This is a genomic window from Mycobacterium sp. IDUB_9, from assembly GCF_055419505.1.
The window spans coordinates 292780-310068 of the sequence record NZ_JBVAXU010000005.1 but is presented as its reverse complement, the minus strand read 5'-3'; the positions used below and the strand labels follow the sequence as shown (position 1 = coordinate 310068).

14 protein-coding genes are annotated in these 17289 nt (G+C 67.7%); 6 read left to right on the top strand and 8 right to left on the bottom strand.

Annotated elements, in window-relative coordinates; genetic code table 11:
• Nucleotides 1-24 precede the first annotated feature (24 nt).
• The gene (polA, locus tag ACZY08_RS22660) at nucleotides 25-2685 is read right to left on the bottom strand and encodes a DNA polymerase I (RefSeq protein WP_463746924.1); all 2661 of its coding nucleotides are present in this window, start codon (nucleotides 2683-2685) and stop codon (nucleotides 25-27) included.
• 131 nt (nucleotides 2686-2816) lie between these two features.
• Here polA and ACZY08_RS22655 point away from each other — a divergent pair, with 131 nt between their 5' ends.
• On the top strand, nucleotides 2817-4283 hold the full coding sequence (locus tag ACZY08_RS22655; protein WP_463746854.1) for an ArnT family glycosyltransferase: 1467 nt from the start codon (nucleotides 2817-2819) through the stop codon (nucleotides 4281-4283).
• Here the strand turns inward: ACZY08_RS22655 and ACZY08_RS22650 are convergent.
• Nucleotides 4204-5148, bottom strand: coding sequence for a LysR substrate-binding domain-containing protein (locus ACZY08_RS22650; RefSeq protein ID WP_463746853.1), 945 nt, complete (start codon nucleotides 5146-5148; stop codon nucleotides 4204-4206). The two genes, ACZY08_RS22655 and ACZY08_RS22650, sit on opposite strands and share 80 nt — an antisense overlap.
• A gap of 70 nt (nucleotides 5149-5218) precedes the next feature.
• Between ACZY08_RS22650 and ACZY08_RS22645 the strand changes: the two genes are divergently transcribed.
• Nucleotides 5219-6349 (top strand): FAD-dependent monooxygenase, encoded by a 1131-nt coding sequence (locus ACZY08_RS22645; RefSeq protein WP_463746852.1) that lies wholly within the window; start codon nucleotides 5219-5221, stop codon nucleotides 6347-6349.
• Between the two features lie 6 nt (nucleotides 6350-6355).
• Here ACZY08_RS22645 and ACZY08_RS22640 read toward each other — a convergent pair whose 3' ends face one another.
• Together ACZY08_RS22640 and ACZY08_RS22635 are read right to left on the bottom strand one after the other, a co-directional pair.
• The gene (locus ACZY08_RS22640; RefSeq protein WP_463746851.1) at nucleotides 6356-7774 is read right to left on the bottom strand and encodes an FAD-dependent monooxygenase; all 1419 of its coding nucleotides are present in this window, start codon (nucleotides 7772-7774) and stop codon (nucleotides 6356-6358) included.
• Nucleotides 7771-8340 carry a TetR/AcrR family transcriptional regulator gene (locus tag ACZY08_RS22635; protein ID WP_463746850.1) on the bottom strand — a complete coding sequence of 190 codons (570 nt, stop codon included), beginning with the start codon at nucleotides 8338-8340 and terminating at the stop codon, nucleotides 7771-7773. The genes ACZY08_RS22640 and ACZY08_RS22635 overlap by 4 nt, the downstream gene beginning before the upstream one ends.
• A gap of 109 nt (nucleotides 8341-8449) precedes the next feature.
• On the opposite strand from ACZY08_RS22635, the gene ACZY08_RS22630 reads away from it, so the two are divergent.
• The 3 genes from ACZY08_RS22630 to ACZY08_RS22620 all read left to right on the top strand — a co-directional run bounded on the left by ACZY08_RS22630 (nucleotide 8450) and on the right by ACZY08_RS22620 (nucleotide 10402).
• Entirely contained in the window at nucleotides 8450-8887 is a 438-nt protein-coding gene (locus ACZY08_RS22630; protein ID WP_454790604.1) for a Zn-ribbon domain-containing OB-fold protein, read from the top strand.
• Nucleotides 8887-10089 (top strand): lipid-transfer protein, encoded by a 1203-nt coding sequence (locus tag ACZY08_RS22625; RefSeq protein ID WP_463746849.1) that lies wholly within the window; start codon nucleotides 8887-8889, stop codon nucleotides 10087-10089. Before ACZY08_RS22630 ends, ACZY08_RS22625 begins: the two co-directional genes overlap by 1 nt.
• Nucleotides 10090-10174: 85 nt before the next feature.
• The gene (locus tag ACZY08_RS22620; protein ID WP_463746848.1) at nucleotides 10175-10402 is read left to right on the top strand and encodes a DUF167 domain-containing protein; all 228 of its coding nucleotides are present in this window, start codon (nucleotides 10175-10177) and stop codon (nucleotides 10400-10402) included.
• A gap of 82 nt (nucleotides 10403-10484) precedes the next feature.
• On the opposite strand, the gene ACZY08_RS22615 is transcribed toward ACZY08_RS22620, so the two are convergent.
• The 3 genes from ACZY08_RS22615 to ACZY08_RS22605 all read right to left on the bottom strand — a co-directional run bounded on the left by ACZY08_RS22615 (nucleotide 10485) and on the right by ACZY08_RS22605 (nucleotide 16064).
• On the bottom strand, nucleotides 10485-12485 hold the full coding sequence (locus ACZY08_RS22615) for a DUF7064 domain-containing protein (RefSeq protein ID WP_463746847.1): 2001 nt from the start codon (nucleotides 12483-12485) through the stop codon (nucleotides 10485-10487).
• A 52-nt stretch (nucleotides 12486-12537) separates the two neighbouring features.
• Complete coding sequence (locus ACZY08_RS22610; protein WP_463746846.1) at nucleotides 12538-14487, bottom strand: primary-amine oxidase; 1950 nt, start codon at nucleotides 14485-14487, stop codon at nucleotides 12538-12540.
• Nucleotides 14488-14552: 65 nt separating this feature from the next.
• Nucleotides 14553-16064: a carboxylesterase/lipase family protein gene (locus ACZY08_RS22605; protein WP_463746845.1), complete on the bottom strand. Its 1512-nt coding sequence runs from the start codon at nucleotides 16062-16064 to the stop codon at nucleotides 14553-14555.
• Between the two features lie 76 nt (nucleotides 16065-16140).
• Between ACZY08_RS22605 and ACZY08_RS22600 the strand changes: the two genes are divergently transcribed.
• Nucleotides 16141-16857 carry a hypothetical protein gene (locus ACZY08_RS22600; protein ID WP_463746844.1) on the top strand — a complete coding sequence of 239 codons (717 nt, stop codon included), beginning with the start codon at nucleotides 16141-16143 and terminating at the stop codon, nucleotides 16855-16857.
• Here ACZY08_RS22600 and ACZY08_RS22595 read toward each other — a convergent pair.
• On the bottom strand, nucleotides 16854-17195 hold the full coding sequence (locus ACZY08_RS22595) for a hypothetical protein (protein WP_454790611.1): 342 nt from the start codon (nucleotides 17193-17195) through the stop codon (nucleotides 16854-16856). The two genes, ACZY08_RS22600 and ACZY08_RS22595, sit on opposite strands and share 4 nt — an antisense overlap.
• Nucleotides 17196-17289: the final 94 nt, after the last annotated feature.

The following is a 17289-nucleotide window of genomic DNA, read 5'->3' as shown; positions in this document are numbered from 1 at the left end:
GAGCGGTCCAGCCGCTACTGACGCCTAGTGCGCCGCGGCATCCCAACTGCGGCCGTAGCCGACCGACACCTCCAGCGGCACGTCCAACGGATAGGCGTTGCCCATGTGCTCGCGGACCAGCGACTCAAGGGTGTCGTGCTCCCCGTCGGCCACCTCGAACAACAGCTCGTCGTGAACCTGCAGCAGCATCCGTGACTTCAGCCCGGCTTCCTTGATGGCGGCGTCGACATTGATCATCGCCACCTTGATGATGTCGGCAGCACTGCCCTGGATCGGCGCGTTGAGCGCGGCCCGCTCAGCTGCCTCGCGCACGTTGCGGTTGCTGCTGTCGAGTTCCGGCAGGTAACGGCGACGGCCCAGCACCGTCGAGGTGAATCCGTCCTTGCGGGCCTGGTCGACCACGTCACGCAGATAGTCACGCACCCCGCCGAACCGGTCGAAGTACTGCTCCATCTGTACCTTCGCCTCTTCGGTGGAGATCTTGAGCTGGCTCGCCAGCCCATAGGCGCTCAATCCGTAGGCCAGGCCGTACGACATGGCCTTGACTCGCCGGCGCAGCTCTGGGGTCACCTCGTCGATCGGTACCGAGAACGCCCGCGACGCCACGAACGAGTGCAGGTCCTCACCGGTATTGAATGCTTCGATGAGCCCTTCGTCCCTGGAGAGGTGCGCCATGATCCGCATCTCGATCTGGCTGTAGTCCGCGGTCATCAGCTCCGAGTAGCCCTTGCCGACCACGAACGCGTCACGGATCCGCCGGCCCGCCTCGGTGCGGATCGGAATGTTCTGCAGGTTGGGCTCCGTGGAGGACAGCCGGCCGGTGGCCGCGATCGTCTGATTGAACGTGGTGTGGATCCGGCCGTCACCGGCGACCGCGTTCAGCAGGCCGTCGACGGTGACCTTGAGCCGGGTGGCGTCGCGGTGGGCCAGCAGATGCTGCAGGAACGGATGCCCCGTCTTGTCGAACAGTGACTGCAGCGCATCGGCGTCGGTGGTGTAGCCGGTCTTGGTCTTCTTGGTCTTCGGCATCTCCAGCTCGTCGAACAGCACGACCTGCAGCTGCTTGGGCGAGCCGAGGTTGATCTGCTTGCCGATCACGGCGTAGGCGGCCTCGGCGGCATCACGAATCTGGTCGGCGAACTCGCTCTGCAGCTCCTGCAGGTTGTCCAGATCGACGGCGATGCCGATGGACTCCATCTCGGCCAGCGCGCGCTGCACCGGCAGCTCCATCCGGCCCAACAGCGAGGACGAGTCGATCCGAGCCAGTTCCTCATCCAGCGCTTCGGCCAGGTCCAACACCGCACAGGCCCGCAGGATCAGCGTCTGCACTGCCTGCTCGTCGACCCCGTCAGAATCATCCAGCAACGAAAGTTGTTGCTGTTCAGGAGTTTCAGCGCGCAGCTCGCGACGCAGGTAGCGCACCGCAAGATCGTCGAGCGCGAAGCTGCGCTGGCCCGGCCGCACCAGGTACGCGGCCAGCGCGGTGTCGGAGGTGACCCCACGCAGGGCCCAGCCGCGCCCGGCCAGATCGTGAATCGCCAGTTTGGCCTCGTGCAGCGCCTTCGGCGGACCGGGATCGCCCAGCCAGCGCGCCAACGCCTCCTCGTCCTCCGGCGTCAGCGTGGCGGTGTCGATGTAGCGCCCGTCGCCATCGGCCGCCACGATGGCCAAAGCGGTGGCGTCGGCGTCATAGGCCAGGTGCGTGCCGACCACCGCAAGCCCGAACCTGTTGCCCAAGCTGTGCTCGGCAAGCCACGCCGCGAGCTCACCGGGCTCGAGCGCTCGGCCACGCACATCGAACCCATGCTCGACCTCGGGCTCAGAGGCGACCAGAGTCTCGAACAGCCGGTCACGCAGAACGCGAAACTCCAGGTCGTCGAACAGCCGGTGGATCTGGTCGCGGTTCCAGGGTTGCATCCGCAGGGTGTCCGGTGTCTGCGGCAGCGGCACATCGCGGACCAGGTCGGTGAGCTCACGGTTCAGGACGACGCTGGACAGATTCGCCCGCAGCGAATCACCCACCTTGCCCTTGACTGCGTCGACGTTGTCGACCAGTGCCTGCAGGGAGCCGTATTCGACGATCCACTTGGTCGCAGTCTTCTCACCGACCCCGGGAATGCCCGGCAGGTTGTCACTCGGGTCTCCGCGCAGCGCTGCGAAGTCCGGGTACTGGGTCGGGCTCAGCCCGTACTTCTCCACTACCGCATCCGGGGTGAACCGGGTCAGCTCACTGACGCCCTTGCGCGGGTACAGCACCGTGATGTTGTCGGTGACCAACTGCAGCGCGTCCCGGTCGCCGGTGACCACAAGCACCCGGTAGCCCTCCCGCTCGGCCTGGGTGGCCAGCGTGGCGATGATGTCGTCGGCCTCGAAACCAGGTTCGGCCAGCGCGGTGATGCCCAGCGCGCCGAGCACCTCTTTGGTGATGTCGATCTGACCGCGGAATTCGTCGGGGGTAGCGGACCGGCCCTCCTTGTATTCCGGGTACTTCTCCTTGCGGAACGTCTGACGCGAGACGTCGAACGCCGCACCCACGTGGCTGGGCTGCTCGTCACGCAGCAGGTTGATCAACATCGAGGTGAACCCGTAGACCGCGTTGGTGGTCAACCCGCCCTGGGTCTTGAAATTCTCGGCGGGCAACGCGTAGAACGCCCGGAAAGCCAGCGAATTTCCGTCGAGCAGCATCAGTGTGGGCTTCTCGTCGGCGGTGGGATTCAGCGCGTTCTTGGTCTCGGTCTTGGCGGGGCTCACGGCCCTCACTCTAGGCACCGGCGGTGACATCCCGTCGACCACCGACACCACTATCGTGGACCGCAGTGGCTGAAACAACGACGGACACCGTATCCGTCAACCCGCCGGTCGACATCCCGCCGCCGGCCGTCCGCGCCGTCACCGCCATCGCCGTCGTCACCGGAGCCGTCCAGCTTGCGGCCGCCATCGCGGGCCGGGGCTACTGGTTCGACGAGGTGTACATGCTGGCCATCGGCCGCCGCCATCTCGACTGGGGCTCGGCCGATCAACCGCCACTGGCACCCGCACTCGCCGCACTCAGCGATCTCATTGCTCCTGATTCCGTTGTCGCGCTCCGTATCCCGGCGATCCTGGCGACGATGGGCGCCATCGTGGTGGCCGCCCTGATCGCCCGCGAGATGGGTTGCGACAGCCGCGCCCAGGCGTTGGTGGCCTTCGCCCAGGCGACCGGGGCGTGGGTGTCGTTCGCCGGGCACTGGCTCACGCCGTACACACTCGAGCCGCTCGGGTGGCTGCTCCTGATCTGGTTGGTGGTGCGCTGGATCCGGCTGCGCGACGATCGACTGCTCCTCGCCCTGGGGGCGGTCGCCGGGCTCGCGGCGATGACGAAGTTCCAGGTGCTGCTGCTGTGCGCGGTGATGCTGTTGGCCGCACTCGCGGTCGGGCCGCGCGCGCTGCTGCACCGCCCGCTGCTGTGGGCCGGCGCCGGCGTCGGTGCCGCGATCACCGCACCGACACTGTGGTGGCAGGCGCGGCACGGTTGGCCGCAGTTGAAGATGGCCGAGGTGGTGGCGGCCGAATCGGGACCCCTGTACGGCGGCCGCGGAGGTATCGCGGTGCAGCTGATCGTGTTCGCCGGCGTGATCGGTGCGGCACTGGCCCTCTACGGCCTCGTCCGTCTGGTCAGGGACCGCACCTTGGCCGATTACCGCTTCCTCGGCGTCACTTTCGTGGTCCTCTATGTTCTGTTCGTGGCCACCGCCGCCCGGCCCTATTACCTGTGCGGCCTGTTCCCGCCGCTCGTCGCAGTCGGTGCGCTGAGCCTGCAGCGCCGCCGCGAGGCAGGCCACTCCCGGTGGCGATGGGCAGTGTGGCCGGCCTGTGTTCTCAGTGCCGCAGTGGCGGCGGCGGCCATCGCGCTCAGCATCACGATCGGCCGCGACGGCACCGACGAGCAGATCGCGCAGCGCACCGCTGCGGCTTATGCAAAGTTGCCCGCCGGCCAGCGGGAACACACCGCCATCGTCGGCGAGTCCTACATCGTGGCCGCCTTCCTCGACGGCTACTCCGACAAATACCAGCTGCCCCCGGCATTCAGCCCGACCCGCAGTTACGGCTACTTCCCCGCACCGGCGCCAGACGTCGACACCGTGCTGTTCATCGGCGAGGAGCCGGTGCGCCTACGCCCGTTCTTCGCCCATGCCCGCGACGTGGGCGGCATCACCGACGACCTCAGCGCGTGGTTGCTGACCGGCCGGACCGAGCCATGGGATTCGTTGTGGCCCAAGATCCGGACGCTGTCGGTGGGCTGATCATTCGGCGAGCCATCTCGATCAACACCCTGGCGGCCGGACTCATCGGGCCCTGCGCCCGCCACGCGAACACCAACCGGCCACGCAGCTCCGGCGTGATGGGCAACGGGTGCAGCGCAGTCCGCGCGACGGCCACCGACTCCGGCAACACCGCGACTCCGAGCCCGCGCTCGGCGAGCTCGGCCAACGCGCGCGGGGTACTCGCCTCGAATGCGACCCGCGCAGCCACTCCGGCCCCTCGGCAGGCCCGGTCGAACTGGTGGCGGATACCGGCACCGGCCGGCAGGGCGATGACCGGATGTTCGGTGAAATCGCGCAGCGCGACGGTGCGCCGTCGCCGCCACGGATGATCGTCCGCCACCGCGGCGACGATCCGCTGATCTGTCACCACCTCGGCAGCCAACCCGACAGGCAGTTCGGCGCCCACCGACACGATGGCCGCATCGAGCCGTCCCGAGCGCAGGCCCTCGGCCAATGCGTCGGACTCGTCGGCGGCCAACGTGATGTCGATCAGTGGGTGTGCCGCGTGGAACTGTGCGAGCAGGCCCGCCATGTCGAAGTCGTGGGCCGTCACGGTGCCCACGACCACAGAACCGCGCAGCAGCTCGCCGAGTTCCTCGACCGCGGTGCGGACCCCGGCCGCGGCGGCCAGGGCCGTCCGCGCGTGCGGCAGCACGGCTTCGCCCGCGGCCGTCAGCCGGACCGTACGGCGGCTGCGATCGAACAACTGCTGGCCGAGTTCGCGCTCCAGGTGGCGGATCTGAGCGCTCACCGCTGGTTGCGCGACGTGTACCCGCTCGGCGGCGCGGGTGAAGTTGGCTTCTTCGGCCACCGCGACGAAGTATTCGAGCTGCCGCAATTCCATAAGTATTCACAATAGTTTGTGGACCAACTATGTATTGGACTTATCGTTCAGTGGGGCCGACGCTGGAGTCATGTCCAGTAAACCGATCATCATCGCCGGCGCCGGGATAGGCGGTCTCACGGCCGCACTCACCTTGCACGCGAAGGGTTTTCCCGTCATCGTGCTGGAAGGCGCCCGCGAGCTGCGAGCCCTCGGCGTGGGCATCAACCTGCTGCCGCACGCCGTGCGTGACCTGACCGACCTCGGCCTCGGCGAGGACCTGCTGGCCATCTCGTCCACCCCGGCCGTCATCGATTTCTACCGCGACGACGGCACGTTGCTGTTCCGCGAGCCCCGCGGAATCGAAGGCGGCTATGGCTACCCGCAGTGCTCGGTGCACCGCGGCCGGCTTCAGATGCTGTTGCTCGACGCGGTCCGGGCCCGTCTGGGGCCCGACGCGGTGCGTACCGACGTCGCCGTCACGGGATTCCAGGAAACCGACCGGCAGGTCCGCGTGGCGACCCGCGCCGCGGAGTTCACCGCCGAGATATTCGTCGGCGCCGACGGAGTCCACTCGATGGTGCGCCGGCGGTTGCACCCGGGGCCCGATCCGCTGATGTGGTCGGGAGTCCGAATGTTTCGCGGCGCGAGCCGGATCTGGCCGTTTCTCGACGGCCGCACCATGGCGATCGTCAAGGGCGACAACGGGGTCGAGCTGGTGACCTACCCGATCGGCGGCGATCTGATGAACTGGGTACTGCAGGTCCCGTGCGCCGATCCCGGCCCACTCCCCGGCGAGGCCAACTGGAATGCCCCGGCCGATCCCATGACGGTGGCCGCCCACATGTCCGGCTGGCGGCTGGACTGGTTGAACCCCGCCGAACTCGTGGCCCGGTCCCCGGCCGTGTTCGAGTACCCGATGGTCGACCGGGAGCCGTTGTCCCGCTGGGGCACTCGCCACATCACGCTGCTCGGCGATGCCGCGCACCCGATGTATCCCGTCGGCGCCAACGGCGGTTCACAAGCCATTCTCGACGCCCGCGCCCTCGCCGACGAAATGGCCGCCGGACGGGGCCTGGCCGGCTACGAGGCTCGCCGCATCCCGGAGACCACCGCAGTGGTGCACGCCAATCGCGAGATGCATGCCGGCGATCCCCGAGATCTGGCCCGCGTCACCGCCGACTATCGGCGAAACACCCGCGCAGACAGGAGCCCCCGATGACAGACGTCACTCCCCTGCTCGGCGGAGTTGATCGCGGATGACCTCGGGCCGGGTGCTGATCGCGCCGATGTATCCGTCGGGCCGGACCAGGACGTAGGAGCCGACGGGTACGTCGTAGTCGGCGCTGGGCTCGAGACGCACCCGCGGGATTCCGAAATCGACTGGTTCACAACCGAATTGCAGCACCGTCCAGTGCGGGCCGCGGAACACGTCGAACAGTCTGCGACCGTCCGGCAGCAGGCCGTCGGGCGCCCGGTCACCGGCGCGCAGCGCACCGGTCGGATCCGTGTCGACGGCCAGCGGGCCGCCCCGGTAGTGGATGTCCAACTGGTGGATGGCCGCCGGCGCGGGCCCCGTCGCGCCGAACCCCTGGCGGTGCAACAGGCCACTGAGGTGCAGCACGTCGGCGGCGACGGGCAAGCGCTCCGCCTCGTAGCTGTCCAGCAGGCTGTCAGGCGCTCCGGCCAGCACTGCGGCCAGTTTCCAGCCGAGGTTGTAGGCATCCTGCACGCCGGTGTTGACGCCCTGTCCCCCGGCGGGCGAATGCACGTGGGCGGCATCCCCAGCCAGGAACACCCGGCCCATCCGGAAGCGTTGCGCCAAAAGCAGATTGACCCGATACAGCGAGATCCACCTCAGATCCGAGAGCGTCACGTCCCGGCGTCCCGACCTGTGCTGCAGGACTGCCTGCATGGCCTCGAGGGTCAACGCGGGAATCTCGTCGCCCGGTGCCATCGTCACGACAAGTTGGTAGTGCTCGCTGCCCGGCAGGTTCCACAGCGAGAACCGGGTGGCCCGGTCTCCGGCGCGGGTCAGCAGGTGACAGCACCGACCGGTGAGCCCACTGGCCCGCACGTCACCCACGATGATCCGTTCCTCGGTGAGTGCACCACCGAGGAAGTCGACCCCGGATAGCTTGCGGACCGTGCTGCGACCGCCGTCGGCGCCGATGAGGTAGTCGGCACCGATCGTCCCGCGATTCGTGTGCACCGTGACACCGTCGGCATCTTGCGTGAAACCCGTTACCTCGGTGTCGAACTCGATGGTTCCGCCGAGTTCGGCGAAGCGCGCCGCCAGGATCTGGTCGGTGCGCCATTGCGGGAGCAGCCACGTGTACAGGTACGGCACCGCCGGCGAGGAAACCAGCTCCGGCAGTCCCAGCAGCTCGTAGATCGGTTTCTCCCACACCACGTCCGCGCCGCTGTAGAGCCGCATGGGCGGAAAGGGCTCCCCGGCGGCCAGCACGGCACCGATCACCCCGAGATCATCGAAGACCTCGAGCGTGCGCGGCTGCAGCCCTTTGCCGCGAGAGCCGGGAAACAACGTCGCGGCCTTCTCGAGCACCCGGCACGGCACACCGCGGCGGGCCAGCTCGATGGCCAGGGTCAGTCCGGTCGGCCCGGCGCCGGCGATCACGACGGTCATCCGTGGGCACCCCCGAGCAGGACCAGCAGCGCGTCGTCGACCAGCCGTGCACTGAATTTCGCGTCGACGGGTAGGTCGAGGTGGAGCTGCCGCAGGATCATCGCCTCAGCCACGTCGTGGATCAACTCCACATCGGTGTCCATCGCGATGTCTCCGCGGGCGATGGCCCGTTGCAGCGCGTCACGGAAGGGCGAGAGCTCTTCTTTGTCGAGATGTTCGCGCAGGGCCTCGGCCAGCTGCTGGTCGTGCCGCATGAGCGTGGCCAGCTCGGCGGTCACCCGGGTCAGCGGCTCGGAGACCTCCGCGGCCAGCACGTCCATCACCGCCAGCAGGTCACCGCGCAGGTCACCGGTATCGGGCACGGAGGCATTGCGGGCGGCATCAGCAGCGTCCAGGGTGGCGCGGACCAGCTGGGCCTTGTTCGGCCACCGGCGATAGATGGTGGCCTTGCTGGCGCCCGCCCGCGCGGCGACCGCATCGATCGTCAGCGCTTGATAGCCCCGTTCTGCCAGCAGTTCGGTCGTGGCGGCCAAGACCGCCCGTTCACGCTCCACACCTCGCACCATGCCCGAAGAGTACGAAACAGTTTCGTACTCTTCAAGCGAATATCCTGACCCTCGGGACAAAACTGCAACACGTTTCAGTTCGGCGGTCTCGATCGTTTAGGCTGGCCGCGTGCCAGCAGCATCTTCGCAACCCGCGATCGACGGGTGGTTCGCCACCGACGACGCCGGTGCCACTCACCTGATCGGCGGAAAGTGCACCCAGTGCGCCACCTACGTCTTCCCGCCGCGCGAGAACAACTGCCCCAACCCGGCCTGCGACAGCGACACCCTTGATCTGGTGCCGCTGTCCCGCCGCGGGAAGGTGTGGAGCTACACCGAGAACCGGTATCTCCCGCCCACGCCGTATCCCAAGACCGACCCGTTCGAGCCCTTCGCGATCGCCGCGGTCGAATTGGCCGACGAGGGCCTGATCGTGCTCGGCAAGGTCGTCACCGGCACCCTCGCCGCCGATCTCAAGGTCGGCATGGAGATGGAGCTGACCACCATGACGCTCTACACCGACGACGAGGGCGTCGAGCGCACCACCCACGCCTGGAGGATCGCCTGATGAGCGCACCCGAACCGCTGTACATCTTGGGCGCGGGCATGCACCCGTGGGGCAAGTGGGGACGCGACTTCACCGAGTACGGCGTCGTCGCCGCCCGCGCGGCCCTGGCCGAGGCCGGCCTGGACTGGCGCCAGATCCAGCTGGTCGCCGGAGCCGACACGATCCGCAACGGCTACCCCGGCTTCATCGCCGGGTCGACGTTCGCCCAGAAACTGGGTTGGAACGGCGTGCCGGTGTCATCCTCATACGCGGCGTGCGCCAGCGGTTCGCAGGCGCTGCAGAGCGCCCGCGCCCAGATCCTGGCCGGGTTCTGCGATGTGGCCCTGGTGATCGGCGCCGACACCACGCCCAAGGGGGCCTTTGCACCCGTCGGCGGCGAGCGCAAGAACGATCCCGACTGGCAGCGCTTCCACCTGCTCGGCGCCATGAACCCGGTGTACTTCGCCCTGCTGGCCCGGCGCCGGATGGATCTCTATGGCGCCACCGCCGAGGACTTCGCCCAGGTGAAGGTGAAGAACTCCCGGCACGGCCTGCAGAACCCGAATGCCCGCTACCACAAGGAATCCTCGGTCGAGGACGTGCTGGCCAGCCCGGTGGTGTCCGACCCACTGCGCCAGCTCGACATCTGCGCGACCTCCGACGGCGCCGCCGCGCTGATCGTCGCGAGCGCGGATTTCGCCCGCAAGCATCTGGGCTCGCTGGAGGGCGTTCCTTCGGTACGCGCGGTCTCGACGGTGACCCCGCGCTACCCCCAGCACCTGCCCGAATTGCCGGACATCGCAACGGATTCCACCGCCGTGGTGGCCGCCCCGGAGCGGGTGTTCAAGGACCAGATTCTCGACGCCGCCTACGCCGAGGCCGGAATCGGCCCCGAGGACGTCAGCCTGGCCGAGGTGTACGACCTGTCCACCGCACTCGAGCTCGACTGGTACGAGCACCTGGGCCTGTGTGCCAAGGGCGAGGGCGAGCAGCTGCTGCGTTCCGGTGCCACCACCATCGGTGGGCGCGTCCCGGTCAACGCCTCGGGCGGTTTGGCGTGCTTCGGCGAAGCCATCCCGGCACAGGCCATCGCGCAGGTGTGCGAGCTCACCTGGCAGCTCAAGGGCCAGGCCACCGGCCGTCAGGTCGAGGGTGCGAAGGTCGGCGTCACCGCGAACCAGGGCCTGTTCGGCCACGGCTCATCGGTGATCGTCGCGCGCTGACGTCTGCTCCGCGAGCGTGCGTGTCTGCTCCGCGACACGCCGCCGCGCGTCAGCATTTTGCGCACGTTCGCGTAACGATGAGGACGTGAGCGAAACCGTTGTCGTCCGGGTCAAACCCGGCAGCCGCAAGGGCCCGCTGGTCGAGACCGGCGACGACGGCGCGCTCACCATCTATGTGCAGGAACGCGCCGTCGACGGCAAGGCCAATGACGCCGTCACCAAACTGCTTGCCCAACATCTGGGCGTGCCGCGCAGCCGCGTGGAGTTGATCGCCGGCGCGACTGCGCGGCTCAAGCGATTTCGCATCACCTGAGCGCCGGCGAGCGTGCGCAGAGCGCTGAGACGATACGGCGTGTCGGGCAACAAACACGCACGCTCGCGGTGCCAAGGGCCATCTACGCCAGGTTGCGGTTCCACTCCAGCCAGCCGATACCGCTGCGCCCGTCGTTGGTACGGACCTTCGCCCAGGCCCGGGGGAACTGACTGACCCTGCCGTCGTCTCCTGGAGCCACCAGCAATACGGGCGCATGGCCGGCGATGTCGACCGTCACTTCGACGTCGCCGGGTTGCAGCGTCAGCGTCGTCGACACCGGCAGATCATCGGCACCGAGCGTGTAATCCGCAGTCACCGCCTGTAATTCGACCAGCGGCTCACCCGCGCGCTGCGAATACCCGATGCCGATCGGCGGCATGCCTGGTATCCGGATGTCCACGCCGTGCAGATGGGTGCCGTCGTCGAGATGGAACGCACTCCACACCCAGTTCATCGCCCACCAGTCCCGCACGCCCCACGAGTGGTCGCGTTGGCCAGCCACACCGTTGATGTCGAAGGTCTGCTCGCCGATGGTTACCGTGCCCGAGACCGTGCACGGAATCTCGTAGCGGGGCGTGATCCGGTACTGGTAGGAAGTTCCCACCGTGGTCCAAGTCAGGTCCATGGTCACCGCAACCGGCCGGCCCGTCGCGCCGCGCAGCAGCGCCGCCGGATCGTCGTGGCCCTGCCCGGTACCCGATGCGGTGACACGGTAGGTCTTGAGCGGTTCGAGCGGTTGCAGGCTCAACTCGACGCCCTCACCCGTGATCGATGCGGGTTCAGCCGGTGTGGCATGAAAGTCGTTGAGCGCAACGGTCGGCATGCCCGGACCACAGAACAGCACGTTGACCCATGCGGTGTCCAGGTTGGGGATCAGACCCAGGCGGACCCAGCCGCCGAAACCCGCAGCGGCGTCGGTGAAGTCGAAGTACCAGCTCTCGTTCCACAGTTCTTCACCGGTAGGGGCGTGCGGATAGTCGTCCTCGGCGGCAGGTGCCAGCGGTTGCGGAATTGCCGGTGGCGCAAGGATATCCAGTGCGCCCGTGTCCAGAACGTGGCTGCAGTGCCGGTCGAGCATCGTCATGAACATCTGGTCACCGCGTTCGGTGCGCTCCACCAGCATCGAGGAGATGATCGCCATCATCACCCCGAAGAAACTCTGCCGACGCACGCCGTCGCGCACCTGGTCGAGCGTCAGCGCCGAGGCTGTGCCGAGCGCCTGGTGATACGCCGTCAACAGCTCGTCGTAGTGTGCGCGGCGCTGATCGACGGGTAGGGCGCAGCCGATGAAGTAGGCCACGTCGGTGAGCGCCGGCCCCTTCGTGACGGTCTGCCAGTCGACCACGGTCAGGGCCCGGTCGGCACCCGCGTCGCCGAACAGCATGTTGTCGAGCCGGTAGTCACCGTGCACCAGACCCTGGGGCCGCTCGGACGCGCCCTCGTCGGCCAGGTACGCATCGAAACTCTCGACGAGCCGGTCACACACCTGGCGCTGCTCCGGCGTGATCAGGCCTGTGTAGCGCTCGACGAATGCCGCATACAGGCCGGCGATCAGAGCCTGGTTGACCGGCGCCTCACGGTTGAGCCATTCGGCCCGGTTCAAGGCCTCGACGCCGGCCACCGATCCGTGTACGTGTCCCAGCTCGGTGAGCGCCACCGCAGCCTGTTCTGCTGTCGCGCCACGGATCTCGTCACCGACGACAGCCGGGGTGGCGTCGCCGAGCAGCAGGTCGAAGGCACCGGTCTCGGTGTCGATCGCCGCGTGGTAGCACGGCGCCACCGGCCCGGGAGCCAGGGCGGGCGCGATGTCGGTGTAGAACCGCACCTCACGCTCGTAGAGTCCCAGCGCCAGCCCGGTCTGGCGGCTGTTGGGATCGGTGGCGGCCACCTTGAGCACGACCGAGGCCGGCCCGTCCGCCTCACCGGCATAGTTCAGCGCGACCCGGTAGCACTCGCTCATCTGCCCGGTGCCGATCCGCTCGAAACTGAATCCGCTGACCGGACCGGCACCCAGGGCGGCGGTCAGCCAGTCACACGTCAGGTCTTCGGGGCGGTCCAGGACAGCGGTCTGAGTCGGTTGCACACAGGCAACCTAGCAGTGTTCCGCATCACACATGACAGGTGTCAACTAATACCTAGTGGTGTGCTGCTTTGGCATGACCGTGTGCACAGGAGTCCGGCGGGGTGGCCGCCACGTCCAGTGCCGGGTTGCGGTCGAAGAACCCGAAAGGCTTGAGCCAGAACGACACCACATCCACCGGCATCACCGGCCAGTCCTCCGGTCGGGTGATGTGGTGGATGCCGAACACGTACCACAGCACCACGTCGGTGTTGTCGATCGGCCGGTCGGCCTTCGTCCACTCGCCCAACCCGGTGTCGGCCACCGACTGGTTGACGAACTCCCCCGCCGGCCAGCGTTCGTCCGGCCGGTTCGGGGTCACCCACAGGGTGTGGGCGATGACATTGGCGCGTTGCAGTACCGGCGAGGACGGGTCGAACATCGCCGGGATCGCCCCGGTGGGCACCAGCTTGTAGGACGGGTGCGTCCCCAGGCCGTTGACGACGTTGGTGTTGACCACCTTCCAGGCCCGCTGGGTGGCGAAGTTGACGTCCTGTTTGCCCTCCTTCTCGGTGCGCAGCGCCTGGTTGCGCACCACCAGGGACAGGCCGTACGGATTGTCCGGACTGATCGGTTCCGCGTATGACTCGGTCATGTAGACCGTGTTGTCGGTGCCGTCGACGTCCAGGTCCAACCGGGCGATCAGGAAATGCTGATGGAACGGCGCATAGGTGCGCTCGTCGACGAGCGTGCCGTTCTTGGGCGTCGCCCCGGCCGGGAACGGCGTGGTGACCATGATCCCGGTGGCGCGGACCTCGCACTCGATGTTGCCGTCCTGGTAGAGCCGCCAGTACACCAGATACTCGTAGTTGGCGACGGTGACATGGAATGACAGTGTGAGCCTGCGCATTCGGCGCACCTCGGCCCCCGCGTCGTGGTCGACGTGCTTCCACAGGACGGCGTTGTCCTCCTCGTGGATACAGATCGCGTTGGTGATCGTGTACGGCTCGCCGCTGCTGTCGTGCAGAACCGCGTCCAGATAACGGATCTCACCGAGACAATCGCAGCCGAGCTCCAGCGAAGTGGTCATGAATCCCAGTCCCCACTCGCCGATGTCGAAGGCGGTGCGCCGGTAATGATCGACCGACGAGTCCCGATAGGGCACCACCATCTCGGCGAACGACATCCGGTGGGCCACCGAGCGATTCACGTCGCCGTCGCGGTAGCGCACGGTGTGCAGCGTCATCCCCTCGCGGTGGTTGAACCCCACCCGCAGCGACCAGTTCTGCCACTGCAGCAGGTTGCCGTCCAAGGTGAAGGACGGCCCCTCGGGCTGAGTGATGTCCAGCGGCTTGAGCGGCTCCCGGCGCGACGCCGCCCGGATCCGTTCCGGAATGTGATGCGGTACGTATTCGCCCATCACAGAGGGCATTTCGGGAGGCGTATCGTCCCTGCAGTCATCTTCGACGCGCAGCACCTCCATGCTGTTGATGTCGATCACGCAATGCAGACCGCTGACCGGGTGGGCGTACGGATTGGCCCCGGCGGCCTGCTTGTACCAGGTGTCCGACCAGCCGATCCGCCGGTCGCGGTACTCGGGGGGTGCGACCGCGTCACCGTAGGTCCAGGTGTCCATGAAGACGTTGTCCAGGTCGGTGATCCCGCGTCTGGCCAGTGCCGCGATCACGTCGGGGTGCCGACGCAGGACCTCGTCGCATTCGACGAACTCGTCGACGGTGAAGTTGGCCTGCACGCCCGGAACGTGGTCGAACTTCTCGACCCGGTCATCGGTCAGCGACACCACGCCCTTATAGGTGGCATTCGCTGCCCGCTCCAGACAGATCACGGCGGCCCGCCTGGGCGGTGTCGCGCCGCCGCCGTCGAAGAGGGCCAGTTCGGCCTTGGACGGCTCGACGAGTTCCACCGAGGCAACCCGCCAGCCCTCCCCGACCCCGTGCTCACGCCGCAATATTGCTGCCACCGCGCGAAACTCGTCGGCGGACAGCGGATCCAGGGGGTAGTCCACGTCAAATACGCAACCACATCCGAGCGATTCCCTGCAGCAAATCGCTCAGAGTGGAGCCGGCGAACTCAGCGCTCGGCGAGGGTGAACCCTTCCCAGGCCTGCCGCCGCACCGCCCGGGGGTCGTATTCGACGCGCGGCCGGCGGTCGAAAACGAACACCGCGCGGTCGTTGCGGTCATAGGCGGGCCAGCCCGGGCCCGGCTCACCGGTCCGGCTGAATTCACGCCAACGGCGCTGCACGTCACGGCTGACCCGCCGGGCCGAAGTGCGGTCACCCACGGCGGTCAGCAGTGCGCCGTAACTCGTGTGGTACGTGTCGAACACCGCCAGCAGCTCCATCGCATGCGTCGCCCCGAGCCCCGCCCAGTGCAAGGTGCGCGGCGCGTAGTCGTAGCGGTACACGTAGGTGGGCGCGTGCCGACTGTGGGCCTCGGCGATCTGCCAGGTGGCCGAGGCGAACGCGAAATCACCACCGAGCCGCACGCAGGCCGCGCTGCTCGGATAGTCCGGGTAGGCCGCGACGATCCGTCGGCGCTCCTCGGGATCGCTACGGGCAAAAAGCTTTTCGATCATCTGCTCATTGGTCGGCAGCAACTGCATGAAGCGGGTGAACAGGCGCCCCTCGTCGGCATTGTTGCCGACGATCAACGGCACCCGGTGTGCGCTGCCCTCGGCCATCGCCGTCACCGGATCGGCGGGCAGGTACTCGGTGCCGAAGGTCGGGCCGACCGGAAATGCGCCGGGCATATCGGTCTGCCCGCGCACGATCAGTGCTTCCAGCGCCCGACCCAGATCGGCCGGACGGGCGGTCATCAGCGCTGTGGCCGCCGATCCCTCACCGGGACTGATCAATTCGGCGAGCTGATCTGCGAGCTTGGCCGCGGCGTCCGCGGAGCTGACCATCCCGCTGGCCGGACTCTCCGAGATCACGCGGGCGAACAGTCCTTCGGCCTCGGGCACCGCGAGCAACGTCGCGACCGCATGGGCACCCGCACTCTCCCCGAAGATCGTGACGTTGTCCGGATCCCCGCCGAACACTGCCGCGTTGTCCCGTACCCAGCGCAATGCCAGCACCAGATCGCGCAGGAACAGGTTGTCCTCGATCGGATGTTCCGGCGTCGACAGGGACGACAACTCGACACACCCGAGCATGCCGAGCCGGTAGTTGACCGAGACGAACACACAACCGCGACGGGCCAGCGCGGCGCCGTCATAGACCGGCGTGGCGGAGCTGCCCATGATGTAGCCACCGCCGTGCACGAAGAACATCACCGGCAGTGGACCGTCGGAGTCCGGTTTTTCCGGCGCCACCACGTTGAGGGTCAGGCAGTCCTCGCTCATCGGCTGGTGTTTGCCCACCCCGACGAGCGTGTAGCGACGTTGCTGGGGCGCGCAGTAACCGAACCCGTGGCAGTAGCGCACACCCGGCCATGACTCGGCGGGCTCGGGTGCCCGTAGACGCAGCCGTCCGACCGGCGGTTTGGCGTAAGGGATGGAACGCCAACGGTGTACGCCGTCGCGCGTGAACCCCTCGACGATGCCGGTACTGATCTTTGCCCGGACAGTCCGCTCGTGCATAGGACGACCGTATCGAACAACACCACGGGGGGCCGACAGGCGGTGGGCGTGGCATGCGACCGCTAGCCTTGCGGGTATGCGAATCGCTGTGACTGTTGGGGCTGCTGCGCTTTTGGCGGCGCTCGTGGCGGCCTGCTCACCGGGAGGGGGGCACGAGACGCAGCCGAGCTCGCAGCCCCGGATGTCGATGCCGGCCGGCGCCCCGCACATCAAGACCCCCACGTCGACCCCGACGACGACCTCGCCACTGCCCACCACCGCACCGGCCCCCGGCACCCCGATGACCCGGGTGATCAAGTGGGTCGAGGCGGGCACCCCGGCCGATCCATCCGGCTTCCACACTGCAACCCGCGAGGGCCAGTCCACCAATCTCGGTGACGATGTGGCGTTCGTCGTGCCCTCGGGCACCGCGCGCTGTGCCACCGACAAGAACGTCGAAGGCCAACTGGCTTGCCTGATCAAGGCCGACGGTCTCCCCTCGAAGCCGTCGGACGTCGAGGGCCAGTGGATTCCCGGCTGGGTGGATTTCGCCGGGGAGACGGTGGATATCGGCTCACTGCACGGCGACCCGGGGCGATTCAACTACGGCGACGGCGCGCAACTGGCCGCGGGCAAGTCGCTGGCCTTCGGCGACTACCGGTGCCGGGCCGATGACACCACGTTGGTGTGTGTCAACTACGCGCACCAGTCCGCGGTGCTGCTGAACTCGTCGGGCGTCGAACCACTGGGCTGCCTCAAGCCGGTGCCTCCGCCGGTGGGCGTCGGACGACAGCTCAGCTGCCCGCCCGACTAACGCCAGCCGTCGGCGGCCTTTGCAGCCTGCAAGAGCGCGTCACACAACTGCCGCAACTCGTCAGACCCGGCGCCCTCGTCGACCGCGATCGCGACATCCTCGGCCGCACACCTGACCTGATACACCCGGTCGGACAGTTGGGCGGCCTCGTCGGCGGTGAGCACCACCGAATCCGGCGCCAGCGAGGTGCCCTTCACCATGGCGCGTTGTTCATAGGCCCGCTGCCGGCAGGATTGTCTGCAGTACTGGCGACGGCGGCCCATCTGCGCATCGGCGACCTCACGCCCGCACCACCGACACGGCTGTGGACGGTCGCGTCTGCGGTTCCCGATCGCCATGGGTCACGACTGTAGACGGCCGCGTGCCCTGACCCGCGTATCATCAATGGTCGAGTCGGGAACTTGGCAACGCCGTGCAGCGTTGATATATCCG

Coding starts and splice junctions, on each gene's coding strand:
- polA (WP_463746924.1), bottom strand. CDS start 2,685: ATGCTGCTCGACGGAAATTCGCTGGCTTTCCGGGCGTTCTACGCGTTG.
- ACZY08_RS22650 (WP_463746853.1), bottom strand. CDS start 5,148: ATGGAATTGCGGCAGCTCGAATACTTCGTCGCGGTGGCCGAAGAAGCC.
- ACZY08_RS22645 (WP_463746852.1), top strand. CDS start 5,219: ATGTCCAGTAAACCGATCATCATCGCCGGCGCCGGGATAGGCGGTCTC.
- ACZY08_RS22640 (WP_463746851.1), bottom strand. CDS start 7,774: ATGACCGTCGTGATCGCCGGCGCCGGGCCGACCGGACTGACCCTGGCC.
- ACZY08_RS22635 (WP_463746850.1), bottom strand. CDS start 8,340: ATGGTGCGAGGTGTGGAGCGTGAACGGGCGGTCTTGGCCGCCACGACC.
- ACZY08_RS22625 (WP_463746849.1), top strand. CDS start 8,887: ATGAGCGCACCCGAACCGCTGTACATCTTGGGCGCGGGCATGCACCCG.
- ACZY08_RS22605 (WP_463746845.1), bottom strand. CDS start 16,064: ATGCACGAGCGGACTGTCCGGGCAAAGATCAGTACCGGCATCGTCGAG.
- ACZY08_RS22600 (WP_463746844.1), top strand. CDS start 16,141: ATGCGAATCGCTGTGACTGTTGGGGCTGCTGCGCTTTTGGCGGCGCTC.
- ACZY08_RS22595 (WP_454790611.1), bottom strand. CDS start 17,195: ATGGCGATCGGGAACCGCAGACGCGACCGTCCACAGCCGTGTCGGTGG.